This is a genomic window from Pseudomonas paraversuta (genome assembly GCF_904063065.1).
GTDB classification, from domain to species: domain Bacteria; phylum Pseudomonadota; class Gammaproteobacteria; order Pseudomonadales; family Pseudomonadaceae; genus Aquipseudomonas; species Aquipseudomonas paraversuta.
Genome location: NZ_CAJFCL010000004.1, coordinates 417,292 through 429,997, shown reverse-complemented (window position 1 = coordinate 429,997; position 12,706 = coordinate 417,292). Strand labels below are relative to the sequence as shown.

Sequence of the window (12,706 nt, the reverse complement as noted above, 5' to 3'; positions counted from 1 at the left end):
ACAGGATCAGTGATTTAGCGGTGCAACACATACTGCCCGCTGAACCTCACCGCATCCTCTTCACCCTCGGCATTGATGACCCGGGTCTCGAGGGTCAGGCGTGCGCGGCCATGGCGTTGGTACATGGCCAGAAACTTGTTCCAGGCCGCATCGGCCGGTGCATCGCATAGCACGATAGCGTCCCGGGTCACGGGCAGCGGGTAGCTGATGTGACCTTCCTGAATCACGATATGCCCGTCTTCAATTCCCGCCTCGCGCAGGCTCAAGTGCAGCCAGCCCCAGCCTGCAAGCACCGCGCCGCAGTACAGGCTGCCGCCGAACATAGTGCTTTTGTGGTTAATGTTGGCCGCCAGCGGCATCTGCAGGCGCAGTTGGTGCTGGTGCCAGCCTATGACCTTCAGGCCCATTTCACGGGTAAGCGGAATGTCGTGATGGAGGACGGATTCCAGATAACGACTGTCGCGATTCATGCCATGGCCTCTTCAATCAAGTTCATCGTTGTGCGGGTGACTGCCACTCTCGAAGTTCAGCCCGTGTTTGCGCAGTTTGTCGTGCAAGGTTTTACGCGGTACACCCAGCGCTTCAGCCAGGCTGCGCATGGAACTGTGGGAGCGCTCGAGTTCGGCGGCGATCAGGCTTCTTTCAAAGTGTTCGACCTGCTCGCTCAAGCCTCCCGAAACTTCACCGGCGGACGAGGGCGAGCCATCGGCAGAGTCATCGTCCAGCGCCAGCTCAAGACCCAGGGCAAAGCGTTCGGCCACGTTTTGCAGTTCGCGCACGTTGCCCGGCCAGTTGTGACGCAATAACAGTGCGCGTTGCGCCGGCTGCAGCACATTGGGTGTGAGGCCGTGGCGACTGCTGGATTCGTCGGCGAAATGCTGGAACAGCATCAAGGCGTCCTCACCGCGCTCGCGCAAGGGGGCGATGCGCAAGGGGGCGACATTGAGCCGGTAATACAGGTCGGCGCGGAACCGGCCCTGGTCAGCGGCCTGGCGCAGGTCTTCCTTGGTGGCGGCGATCACCCGGATATCCAGCGGGATCAACTGATTGCCCCCCACGCGCTCAACCACCCGCTCCTGCAACATGCGTAGCAGTTTGACTTGCACGTCCAGGCTCATGCTTTCGATTTCATCGAGGAACAATGTGCCGCCATTGGCAAACTCAAACTTGCCGATACGACGCTTTTGCGCACCGGTAAACGCCCCGGGTTCATGGCCGAACAGCTCGCTTTCAACCACCGACTCCGCCAGTGCACCGGCGTTGATTGCCACAAAAGGTCCATTGCGCCGGCTCGACAGATCATGCAGTGCCCGTGCGACCACTTCTTTGCCAGAACCGGTTTCGCCCAGAATCAGTACATCGGCTTTGGTCGCGGCCAGTGCGCCGATTTGCTCGCGCAGGCGCAGCATGGCCGGTGAATGGCCCACCAGTCGGGTACTCAGTTGCTGGCGATCGCTCAGGGCCAGGCGCAGGCTGCGGTTGTCCAGCACCAGGGCGCGCAGGGCCAGTGCCCGGCGCACGCTGTCGAGCAGTGCATCGCTGGCAAAGGGTTTTTCCAGGAAGTCATAGGCCCCTGAACGCATCGCCTGCACTGCCAGCGGCACATCGCCGTGGCCGGTAATCAGCAGCACTGGAAGTTCCGGGTCCTGGGCGTGGAGTTGGGCCAGCAACTCAAGCCCGTCCATGCCCGGCATGCGAATATCGCTGACCACCACTCCGGGCCAGTCCCGGCCGATACGCTCACCCAGGCCGCTGGCCTGTGCCAGTGGCAAGACCTTGAGGCCCGCCAGGTCCAGGGTTTGATACAGGGCCTGACGTAGATGCGGGTCATCATCGATCAGGATGATCTGTACGTGGGGATCGATGGGCTGGCTCATGACCTGGAGTCCTCGGAAGCTTGCAAGCTGACGCCCGGCGCACCTGCGCGCAGACGTAGGGTAATTAAGGCACCGCCTTCCTTGTGGTTGGCGAACAACAACTCGCCGCCAAACGCGCGGATCAGCGTGTCGCAGATGGCCAGTCCCAGCCCCAGCCCCTGAGTACGGGTTTTGGTGGTGTAGAAAGGCTCACCGGCGCGGCCCAGAGCTTCCATGCAAAACCCCGGGCCATTGTCGCGAATGTACAGGGTGACGCCTTCCGGGGTGGATTGGGCACTTAGCCACAAACGCCGGGGCGGACCTTTCTCGGTCAGGGCATCGAGCGCGTTGGCCAGCAAGTTGCCCAGCACCTGGCGCAAACGTGTTTCACCGGCCTCGACCCACAGCGTGGCGGCAGGCAAGTCGCGAATCAGCTCCACCTCCATGCTGCGCCGGCGCTTGGCCAGTAACGCCAGGGCATCGTCCAGCGCCGGTTGCAGGGCGACGCTTTCCGGCGCATGCCGATCACGGCGGGCGAAGGCGCGCAGGTGCGCGATAATCGACGCCATGCGGCCAGTCAGTTCGTTGATCAATTTGAGATTGCCGCGCGCGTCTTCGATGCGCTGGTGATCGAGCAGCACTTCAGCGTTTTCGGCATAGCTGCGAATGGCCGCCAGCGGTTGATTGAGTTCGTGGCTGATGCTGGCGGACATGGTACCCAGCGCTGACAGTTTGCCCGCCTGCACCAGATCGTCCTGAGCGCGCACCAGCTCCTGTTGCGCCTGTTCGCGCTCCAGCACTTCCTTGCGCAGCCGCTGGTTGAGGCCTTCGAGATCACTGGTACGTTCTGCCACACGCATTTCCAGCTCGCGGCGCGCCTTGCCCTCGAAGGCGATGCGTTCAAGGTAATGGCGCCGGCGCTGCATCATCAAACTGATCAACAGCATCACCACCAGCAAGGTTGCGCCGCCGATGGCCAGTGCCGTGCGTACCGGCCGGTCGATCAGGGTGCGTGGGGCAAGAATGTTGACGCTCCAGCCGGTTTCGTCGATTTTCTGGGTCTGTACCAGCCAGGCACTCAAGTCGAGTTTGAGCGGCTGCGGGTCGCGGGTCGGGTAGGGCAGGATGGCGAAAATGGCCTCGCGCTCTTCTGGTGACAGATCGCGGGTGGCGCGGAAACGCCATTCCGGACGGGAAGTAAGAATGACCACACCGTTGTGGTCGGTCATCAGCAGTTGTTCGGGGGTCTTGCCCCACAGCTGTTCGGTGTGATCGAGGTCGACCTTGACCACCAGTACACCGATTTTTTTATCGCCTTCCAGGACCGGTGCGGCAAAGTAATAGCCGCGTTTGCCGGAGGTGGTACCCAGCCCGAAGAAACGCCCCAGCTTGCCTTCCATCGCTTCGCTGAAATAGGGGCGGAAGGCGAAATTGCGGCCGATAAAACTGTCGTTTTTATCCCAGTTCGATGTGGCCAGGGTGTCGCCATGGGTGTCCAGCAGGTACATCACCACCGCGCCGGTCTGGGTGCTGATGTCATTGAGCAACTCATTGGCCCTGGCCTGGGCCCGCGGGTCCTCCGGATTTGCCAGCACGGCACGCAGCGCAGGCAGCTCGCCGAGGATCTGCGGCAGCACTTCATAACGATGCAGGGTGCCCAGCAGGTTGGCGACATAGAGATCGAGGGTCTGGCGATTTTGCCCGGCCAGTTCACTGCGGTAATAGCGCTCGGCCAGGTGTTGCAGCGGCCACAGCAAAGGCGCCAGACACAATGCCAGCAAGGCCAGGCTGCGCCAGCGGGGTCTGCGAGGAACTGAAGGGGTCGTGATCATCGAATAATGCGCCGCGAGAGTACGGCGCAGTATACCCAGCCTTTGTTGTAGCGATGCAGGCGGCGAGGGTGCACTGGCGGATCGCGTTGCGGCTATCGCTGGCAAGCCAGCTCCCACAGTAAACCCAGCCTTTGTTGTAGCGCCAGCTCCCACAGGGTTTGCGCAGGGCAGTTATATCCGGTCTTTGTTGTAGCGATGCAGACGGCGAGGGTGCACTGGCGGACCGTGTTGCGGCTATCGCTGGCAAGCCAGCTCCCACAGTAAACCCAGCCTTTGTTGTAGCGCCAGCTTCCACAGGGTTGGCACAGGGCAGTTATACCCGGCCTTTGTTGTAGGAGCTGGCTTGCCAGCGATGCTGACAGCAGTTTCTGCGCAGGTCAGTGTTGCGCGGCCAGGCACTCACGTAATGCGTTTTGCCAGGCGGGCTGAGCGACGTGCCACTCGCGCTCAAGGCGGCTGCAATCAAGACGCGAGTTTTGTGGCCGGGCAGCCGGTGTCGGATAGGCGCTGGCCGGGATCGGCTCCAGGGTTGCGCAAGGCTTGCCCTGGGCTGACAGGTGTTCGGCAATGGCCTGGGTAAAACCAAACCACGAGGTTTCGCCCTGGGCCGTAAGGTGGTAAATCCCCCATGCTCCGGCTTCTGCGGCTTGCCAGCGCTCGATCAACAGGCGCGTGCTGCGGGCAATGGTGCCCGCCCAGGTAGGCGCGCCGACCTGGTCCGCCACCACCCGCAGCTCCGGCCTTTCTTGCAGCAGGCGCTGCATGGTCAGCAGGAAGTTCTTGCCGTGGGTGGAGTACACCCAGCTGGTGCGCAAAATCAGACAGTCAGCACCGGTCGCTGCAATTGCCTGCTCGCCCGCCAGCTTGCTCTTGCCGTAGACACCCAACGGGTTGGGAACATCGTCTTCGGTGTAGGGCGCAGGCTTGTTGCCGTCGAACACATAATCAGTGGAGTAGTGAATCAGCGGAATGCCCAGGGCCGCCGCTTCTTCAGCAAACACTCCGGGCGCGATGCCATTGATGGCAAATGCCAGCTCAGGCTCGCTTTCGGCCAGATCCACCGCGGTGTGCGCGGCCGCATTGATGATCAGGTCAGGCTGGTGGGCCCGAACCTGCGCGCGGATTTGCTCGGGCTTGCTCAGATCAAGCTCGTCACGACCCAGCACTATCAGCTGGCCCAGGCCGGCAAGGTGCTTCTGCAGTTCGATGGCGACCTGGCCTGTTTTGCCGCTGATCAGGATTTTCAAGGGCGCTGCGCCGTTACTCATGCCAGCAGATCCTTGGCCTCGGTGAACCCCAGGCGCTGGCCCTGGTAGCTGCCATCCTGAACGCGCTTGCACCACTCCAGGTTATCCAGGTACCACTGCACGGTTTTGCGCAGGCCGGTTTCGAACGTTTCTTCAGGAACCCAGCCCAGCTCACGTTCGATTTTGCTGGCATCGATGGCGTAGCGCTGATCGTGGCCAGGGCGGTCAGTCACGAAGGTAATCAGGTCGGCAAACTGTGCAACCCCTGGCGGATGCTCTGGCGCCAGCTCCTCGAGCAGGGCACAAATACTGCGCACCACGTCGATGTTCTTTTGCTCGTTGTGGCCGCCGATGTTGTAAGTCTCGCCGACCACACCTTCGGTCACCACTTTAAGCAGGGCGCGGGCGTGGTCTTCAACGAACAGCCAGTCACGCACTTGCAGGCCGTTGCCATACACCGGCAGCGGTTTACCGGCCAGCGCATTGAGAATGACCAGCGGAATCAGTTTTTCCGGGAAATGGAAAGGACCGTAGTTGTTCGAACAGTTGGTCAGCAAAACCGGCAAGCCGTAAGTGCGGTTCCAGGCGCGGACCAGGTGGTCGGAGGCCGCTTTGCTGGCCGAGTACGGCGAGCTTGGCGCATAAGGCGTGGTTTCGGTGAACAGATCGTCGACGCCATGCAGGTCGCCATACACTTCGTCAGTCGAAATATGGTGGAAACGAAATTCGCTCCTGGCCGGCTCCGGGAGGGTCAGCCAGTAGGCGCGGGTGGCTTCCAGCAGGCTGTAAGTACCGACAATGTTGGTCTGGATGAAATCCGACGGGCCGTCGATGGAACGGTCAACGTGGGACTCCGCAGCCAGGTGCATGATGGCCTGGGGCTGGAAACGTTCGATGATTGCACTGACCGCGCCCTGGTCGACGATGTCGGCCTGGACGAATTCGTAGCGGCTGTCGGTGGCAATGCTTTGCAGCGATTCAAGGTTACCGGCGTAGGTCAACTTATCGAGGTTGAGCACTTCGTGCGCAGTGTTCCGGATCAGATGACGGATCAGTGCCGAACCAATAAATCCGGCGCCGCCGGTGACTAAAATGCGCATGTGGATATCCCTTATTCCCAGATGGACTTCAAACGTATGGCACGTAGCTTGTGGGCAGGTGCGAGGTGGTGCAAGTACAAGTTGACAGCAGTCATTGCGGGCAGGGCCGCGCCTGAACGGGAGGTATTTATGAATATCGATTTATATCGGTATTTATGTCTAATCCTGTTCTCTGGCCAGCAACATTCACGGGGCATGGCGCTGAGCGCCGCCCACAAACTGGGTGGCAATGGCTACGTGCTTGGTGGCAGTGGCCTGCAGGGCGCGACAAGGGGAGGGCCAAAGCCCCGGATGAACCGCCTATCGAGGTTTTTGAAAATAATTAAATAAACGTTTTATTGCCGATATTTATCGATTATAAAAGCACCTGTGGTTGACGCATGGTTGCCCTGTGTCCACTGTTTCAGAATTAGTCGTGTTCGATTTCCCCTATACCGCCTCCCTGGAGTCCTGATCCCGATGACCACTTTGCACAGTTCGCCCCGCGCTGACGGTTTTCACATGCCGGCCGAATGGGCTCCGCAAACCCAGACCTGGATGATCTGGCCCGAGCGTCCGGACAACTGGCGGTTGGGAGGCAAACCGGCACAGGCGGCACACGTCGCCGTGGCCAAGGCCATTGCGCGTTTCGAGCCGGTGACCGTCGGCGTGTCGGCCGGCCAGTACGAAAATGCTTGCGCGCACCTCGATGTGCCGAATATTCGAGTGGTGGAGATGTCCAGCGACGACGCCTGGGTGCGTGACAGCGGGCCAACCTTTGTCATCAATGACAGCGGTGAAGTGCGCGGCGTTAACTGGGACTTCAATGCCTGGGGCGGGTTTGATGGCGGTTTGTACTTCCCGTGGAACCGCGACCGCCAGGTGGGTAGCAAGATCCTCGAAATCGAACGCAGTGCGCGTTATCACACCGAAGGTTTCGTGCTTGAGGGCGGTTCGATCCACGTGGATGGTGAAGGCACGCTGATCACCACGACCGAGTGCCTGATGAACCGTAACCGCAACCCGCACCTGTCCCGTGAAGAGATCGAAGACGTGCTGCGCTCGCATCTGGCGGTGGACAAGATCATCTGGCTGCCGGACGGTCTGTTCAACGACGAAACCGACGGCCATGTGGATAACTTCTGCTGCTACGTTGCTCCGGGCGAAGTGTTGCTGGCCTGGACTGACGATGAACAGAACCCCAACTATGCGCGCTGCCACGCCGCAATGGACGTACTGGCAAGCAGTACCGATGCCAAGGGTCGCCCTTTTGTCGTGCACAAAATGCCGATCCCGGGCCCGATGTATGCGACCCAGGAAGAATGCGACGGCGTGGATAAAGTGGCAGGCAGTCAGGACCGCAACCCGTCAGAACGTCTGGCCGGGTCTTACGTGAACTTCCTGATCGTCAACGGCGGCATCATCGCCCCCAGCTTTGACGACCCGATGGACGCGCCGGCCAAAGTCATCCTGCAAAACCTCTTCCCGCAACACGAAGTAGTGATGGTGCCGGGCCGCGAATTGCTGCTGGGCGGTGGCAATATCCATTGCCTGACCCAGCAACAACCGGCGCCGCGCAAGGCGTAATGCACGGCTCCTGTAGCCGCGGATGAGGCCCGATCGCAGCCTCGTCAGCGACTACAGGGTTTAAAACTTATAGGTCCCGGTCATCACCAGACTGCGGGGCTCGCCCGGCATGATCTGGGAGCCGCTGGTGGCTGAGGCGTAGTAGTAACGGTCGGTGAGGTTGGTCAGCGCACCGGTTACATCCCAGTCCTTTTCGCGATAGCCCGCCAGTGCATCCCAGCGGCCGTACCCCGGCAATACCACGGTATTCTGGTTGTCCGCATAACGCTGGCCCACCAGGGTCAGGCCTGTTTCTGCGTACCAGCCCATTTCCGGTTTCCAGGTCAAAAACACGCTGCCATTGTGCTTGGCTACGCCGTTGATGCGCTTGCCTTCAAAGCCGTTGTTGTCCTTGACCACCGTTGCATCCTGCAGGCCAATGCCACCGCGCATGTACCAGTTGCCCCCCAGTTTGCCGCTGGCGGTCAGCTCAATGCCCCGTGAACGTTGCAGGCCCGAGAGCAGGGTGATGGTCGGGTCATCCGGATCCTTGGTCCGACGGTTGTAGAGTTCCAGTTCGTAGACGGCCAGCGTGGTGCTCAAACGATCATCCAGCCAGTCGCTTTTGACCCCGATTTCCTTCTGCTTGGTCAGCTCCGGGCTCAGATCGTTGGCGTTCCCTGCTGCGCCCGGCGTGATGCCGATCAGGCCACCACCCACTGGCGAAAAGGTCTTGGTCCAGGAGGCGTAAAACGAATGGTTTTGCAGCGGTGTCCAGACCACGCCAAGCCGCGGGCTGGTGCTGTGGCTTTTGCGTTCTTCGGTGATGTCCTTGAGATTGCTGGTGGACTCGACTTCAAAGCGGTCATAGCGCAAGCCTGCCAGCACTTGCCATTGATCGTTGAGACGAATCTGGTCCTGAACATAGAGGCCCTGGCTTTCGACTTCGGTGTGGTTGTCGCTGGAAATCAGCATCGGTCCGCTCGGGCGCAGGTTTCGATCCGGGTTGTAGACGTCGACTGCGGGTACGTCCTTGGCACTATAGAGCTTCGGGTCACGGCGCTGGCTGCCGATTTCCAGGCCGGTCAACAGGCGGTGCTCAAGGCCAAAGGTGTCAAAACCGCCTTCGATTTCGAGGTTGTTGAAAAGGTTGCGGGTGGTCATGTCCTGCTGCCAGCTCTGACGATTGACCTTGTCCGTTTTCGGGTCGTAGCCCACCAGGTAAGTGTTCTCGAACTGGCTGTCGAGCTTGAACACGCCCAAGGTGTGGCGAAGTTGCCAGTTGTCGCTCAATTCATAGCTCAGGCGTGAGCGCAGATTCTGGGTTTTGTCATCGATAAAATCATTCTGCCCGCCATAGGATGTGCCGCGACTGACATCTGCCGGCCGGCCGTTGATGCTTGGGATGCCGCGATCCGGGGTGCGGTTGTAACGGCTGTATTCGTATTGCACCAGCCAGTTCAGGTCCGGGGTTATCTGCCAGTTCATCGATGGCGCGAACAATTGGCGATTGCCGCTGACGTGATCACGGAAGCTGTTTTTGTCTTCGTTGCCCATGTTCAAACGCAGGCTGACGGTGTCACTCGGGTCCGCGCTGAGGTCGGCATAGAGGCTGCGCAAGTCTTCGCTGCCACCTTGGGCCTGAATGCTTGATTGACGCCCGAATTGCGGCATCTTGCTCACGCGGTTGATGATCCCGCCCTGGCTGCCACGCCCGTACAGTACCGCTGCCGGGCCTTTGAGCACTTCAATGCGCTCGATGTTATGCAGGTCGCGAACGTACTGGCTGTCGTCGCGAATACCATCCAGATAGAAGTCGTTGCTGGCGTCGAATCCGCGAATGCGCAGGCTGTCGAAACGGGTATCAGCCGTGCTGCTGACGTTGGGAATACCGCTCAGGGCTTCGCCCAGAGTGTTGATTCCGTAATCCAGCACATTGCTGGTTTTCACCGAATCGATGGCTTGCGGCACATAACGCGCAGGGGTCGAGGTACGGGTGGCAGTGGTGACATCTCTGACCCGGGGGTCATCGGCCTCGGCTTCGCTGGCGTTAATCGACAGCTCGGGGAGGGTGGTGGCAGCCGTGCCAAATCCGGCGTACAGCAAGGCACACAGCCCCAGATTCAGAGGCGTGAAGCGGCAAGGGGAGAGCATGGTTGAGAAGTGTCCGGGCGGGTGGGATCGGGGGTTATATTTTTTAGGGTGCGAATGGTAATGGTTCTTGTTGCTTAATGTTAATTATTGCCATTAGCCCGTCCGGCAGATATGTATCAATTTGTTTCACCGGCACGAGGCCCTTGCTGTATCTGATTCGCCCGATTCGCGAAACACACTAAAAGCCATACCGGCGTTTTTCCCCTTGTGAGCCAAAGCTAAGCTGGCGCCCTGTCTTGTTGAACATTTGGAGCGACCCGTGAGCACCACCCCTGTCTTGCATTACATCTACGACCCTTTGTGCGGCTGGTGCTATGGCGCCAAACCCTTGATTGAAGCTGCACGCGGCATCTTGCCGGTTGTGGCCCATGGCGGCGGCATGATGACCGGTGCCCATCGCCGCCCGGTGACGGCCCAGTTGCGGGACTATGTGATGCCCCACGATCGGCGGATTGCCGAACTGACTGGCCAGCCCTTTGGCGAGGCGTACTTTGACGGTCTGCTGCGTGATACCACGGCGGTTTTTGATTCAGAGCCGCCGACCACCGCCATATTGGCAGCGCAGCAAGTGGCAGGGCGCGGACTTGAGATGTTGGGGCGTCTGCAAACGGCTCACTACGTGGAAGGCCGGCGTATTGCTGATGAAAATCTGTTGCTGGAGCTGGCGGCTGAAATCGGACTGGATGCCGAGGCATTCAAGGCGGCTTTTATTGCGGCCAGGGGTGACATGACACAAGCGCACTTCAAAGACAGTCGGGCGCTGCTGGCGCGGGTCGGTGCTCAGGGGTTCCCGACGCTCGTACTGGAGCAGTCCGGTCAGTATCAGGTGATCGATTCAGGGAAGTATCTGGGCCAGCCCCGGGCCTTTGCCGACTGGTTGCGCCAGCTGGATGGCGTAGCGGTGTGCGACTCAAACGTTTCAGCTCCCGCCTGCGGCCTGAATGGCTGTGATGAGTAATTGCTGACGTCTTGGACAAACTTCAGGAAAACTTTGGCAATTAACAAATTTTTCACGAAATTGACACTTTACCTTCACGCCGGATAGGATTCCCGCCAACGCCTGTGGCGACTAGCCATACACCAACTTTTCGAAAGACCCGCACGAGTCTTCGCGCGGGTCTTTTTTGTTTATGTGAAGCAACCACCACTCAATGTTTCAGCTTGATACCCACAGCGCGCTTCGTATTCAGAAATAAGGAAAATAATATGTTGAACAAACGGATAGGCCTGCTCGCGTTGGGCGTACTTACTGCTACCCAGGCCATGGCTAACGATCAAGCTGATGCAAAAGGTTTTGTAGAAGACAGCCACCTGAATGTACTGGCGCGCAACGCCTACATCAGCCGTGACTACAAAAACCATAAACAGGACAAGGCTGAATGGGGCCAGGGCTTCCTCGGCACGTTCAGCTCGGGCTTCACCCAGGGCACAGTGGGTGTGGGTGTGGATGCCTTCGGCATTTACGCACTGCGTCTGGATGGCGGCCGTGGCAAAAGCGGCGCAGGCGGCATCGACTTCTTCAAGCAGGGTGCCGACGGCAAAGCCGCTGACGATATCTCCAAGGCTGGCGCTGCAGTGAAGTTCCGGGTGTCCAACACTGTGCTCAAGTACGGCGACCAGATGCCTGCTCTGCCGGTACTGATGTACGACAACTCGCGTCTGATGCCAGAGAGCTTCACCGGTACCCTGTTGACCTCCAAGGAAATCAACGGCCTTGAGCTCAACGTCGGCCGTTTCACCGCCGAATCGCGTAAAAGCGCTGACGCACGAGACAGCGGCGACCTGAAAAGCATCAATGTGTTCGGCGGTAGCTACAAGTTCACCGACAACCTGTCGGCTTCGCTGTACGGCTCGCAGATGGAAGACGAGCTGAACAAGCAGTACGTGGGTGTTAACTACGTCATGCCGCTGCAAGACAAACAGTCCCTGACGTTTGACTTCAACGGCTACCGTACCCACGTCAAAGAGGACTACGCTCGCGACGTGCTGAAAGTAGACGGTCAGGACAACAAGATCTGGAGCCTGGCGACCACCTACGCGTTTGGCGCACACACCCTGACCCTGGCTTACCAGAGCAGCACCGGCGAAATCGGCTACCCGTATGGCGGCTACCGCAATGCAGGCGGCGTGGGCGATGGCGGCAACACCATCCTGCTGGCCAACTCCTACTGGTCCGACTTCAACGCCAAGGACGAACGTTCGTGGCAGCTGGGTTATGGTTTCGACTTCGGTGCCGTTGGCATTCCAGGCCTGACCTACAACATCGCCTACGTGCGCGGCACCAACATCGACGACGGTTCCGACCGTGGCCGTGGTACCGAGCGTGAAATCTTCAACCAGGCCAAGTACGTCGTACAAAGCGGCCCGGTCAAGGACCTGAGCGTGCGTCTGCGCGGTTCGTGGTTGCGTGTGTCGAACAACGCCAGCGACTACAACGTCGGCGGTAACGAAGTACGGGTATTTGTTGATTACCCGATCAGCATTTTCTGATGCCACCGGTCTGCTGAACAGGCCGGACATCTGAACAAGAAACGCCCCGAACATCAGGTCCTGATGTTCGGGGCGTTTTAGTTTCAGCGTGAGTTATTGTGCGTGTCGAGTCTTGACCCCCCCACAACGAGAGGAAAGGTTTCCTGCTTTTTTGGGGGCCGTGTACAGATGTTGTAAAAAACCTATTCGCCATTGATTGTATAAGTAAGGTCGCGCTTGGCGGGGGCAATGCTTTGCCGAAGAATTACAGTGCCATTGTTTATCAGCAAAACAGTACGTGGTTGATCAGACTCGGCAATATTGATATGGAATTTGTTCATGAGGCCGGATTCGATACGATAGTTGTGTAATTTGAAACGATGGGTCGTGTTTTCTTCCTCAACCCACAAATTGCAGGAGCGAGCGTGCCTCGCGGTGTTCTCAACGACACACAGATTGTCGTTGGCACCTGTCGCAAGGCAAGCTCGCTCCTGCAGACGCAT

Annotated in this window: 11 protein-coding genes; 4 read left to right on the top strand and 7 right to left on the bottom strand. The window is 59.2% G+C overall.

Annotation, left to right across the window (positions count from 1 at the left end; genetic code table 11):
* Window positions 1-14: 14 nt before the first annotated feature.
* The 5 genes from JQ845_RS10810 to rfbB all read right to left on the bottom strand — a co-directional run bounded on the left by JQ845_RS10810 (window position 15) and on the right by rfbB (window position 6,035).
* Window positions 15-470, bottom strand: coding sequence for a YiiD C-terminal domain-containing protein (locus tag JQ845_RS10810; protein WP_161720024.1), 456 nt, complete (start codon window positions 468-470; stop codon window positions 15-17).
* Between the two features lie 12 nt (window positions 471-482).
* On the bottom strand, window positions 483-1,877 hold the full coding sequence (locus JQ845_RS10805) for a sigma-54-dependent transcriptional regulator (protein WP_203008980.1): 1,395 nt from the start codon (window positions 1,875-1,877) through the stop codon (window positions 483-485).
* Complete coding sequence (locus JQ845_RS10800; protein WP_003438402.1) at window positions 1,874-3,688, bottom strand: sensor histidine kinase; 1,815 nt, start codon at window positions 3,686-3,688, stop codon at window positions 1,874-1,876. Before JQ845_RS10800 ends, JQ845_RS10805 begins: the two co-directional genes overlap by 4 nt.
* Window positions 3,689-4,065: 377 nt before the next feature.
* On the bottom strand, window positions 4,066-4,935 hold the full coding sequence (gene rfbD, locus JQ845_RS10795; RefSeq protein WP_003438405.1) for a dTDP-4-dehydrorhamnose reductase: 870 nt from the start codon (window positions 4,933-4,935) through the stop codon (window positions 4,066-4,068).
* 17 nt (window positions 4,936-4,952) lie between these two features.
* Window positions 4,953-6,035 carry a dTDP-glucose 4,6-dehydratase gene (rfbB, locus tag JQ845_RS10790; protein WP_203008979.1) on the bottom strand — a complete coding sequence of 361 codons (1,083 nt, stop codon included), beginning with the start codon at window positions 6,033-6,035 and terminating at the stop codon, window positions 4,953-4,955.
* Window positions 6,036-6,164: 129 nt separating this feature from the next.
* On the opposite strand from rfbB, the gene JQ845_RS10785 reads away from it, so the two are divergent.
* On the top strand, window positions 6,165-6,365 hold the full coding sequence (locus tag JQ845_RS10785; protein WP_203008978.1) for a hypothetical protein: 201 nt from the start codon (window positions 6,165-6,167) through the stop codon (window positions 6,363-6,365).
* A gap of 129 nt (window positions 6,366-6,494) precedes the next feature.
* The gene (gene aguA, locus JQ845_RS10780) at window positions 6,495-7,601 is read left to right on the top strand and encodes an agmatine deiminase (protein WP_161720026.1); all 1,107 of its coding nucleotides are present in this window, start codon (window positions 6,495-6,497) and stop codon (window positions 7,599-7,601) included.
* Between the two features lie 60 nt (window positions 7,602-7,661).
* Here the strand turns inward: aguA and JQ845_RS10775 are convergent, their stop codons facing one another.
* On the bottom strand, window positions 7,662-9,734 hold the full coding sequence (locus JQ845_RS10775; protein WP_003438412.1) for a TonB-dependent receptor: 2,073 nt from the start codon (window positions 9,732-9,734) through the stop codon (window positions 7,662-7,664).
* Window positions 9,735-9,993: 259 nt separating this feature from the next.
* Between JQ845_RS10775 and JQ845_RS10770 the strand changes: the two genes are divergently transcribed.
* The gene (locus tag JQ845_RS10770) at window positions 9,994-10,692 is read left to right on the top strand and encodes a DsbA family protein (protein WP_203008977.1); all 699 of its coding nucleotides are present in this window, start codon (window positions 9,994-9,996) and stop codon (window positions 10,690-10,692) included.
* Between the two features lie 248 nt (window positions 10,693-10,940).
* Window positions 10,941-12,224 carry an OprD family porin gene (locus JQ845_RS10765; RefSeq protein WP_003438421.1) on the top strand — a complete coding sequence of 428 codons (1,284 nt, stop codon included), beginning with the start codon at window positions 10,941-10,943 and terminating at the stop codon, window positions 12,222-12,224.
* A 182-nt stretch (window positions 12,225-12,406) separates the two neighbouring features.
* Here JQ845_RS10765 and JQ845_RS10760 read toward each other — a convergent pair whose 3' ends face one another.
* The gene (locus tag JQ845_RS10760; RefSeq protein WP_203008976.1) at window positions 12,407-12,706 is read right to left on the bottom strand and encodes a TagA domain-containing protein; all 300 of its coding nucleotides are present in this window, start codon (window positions 12,704-12,706) and stop codon (window positions 12,407-12,409) included.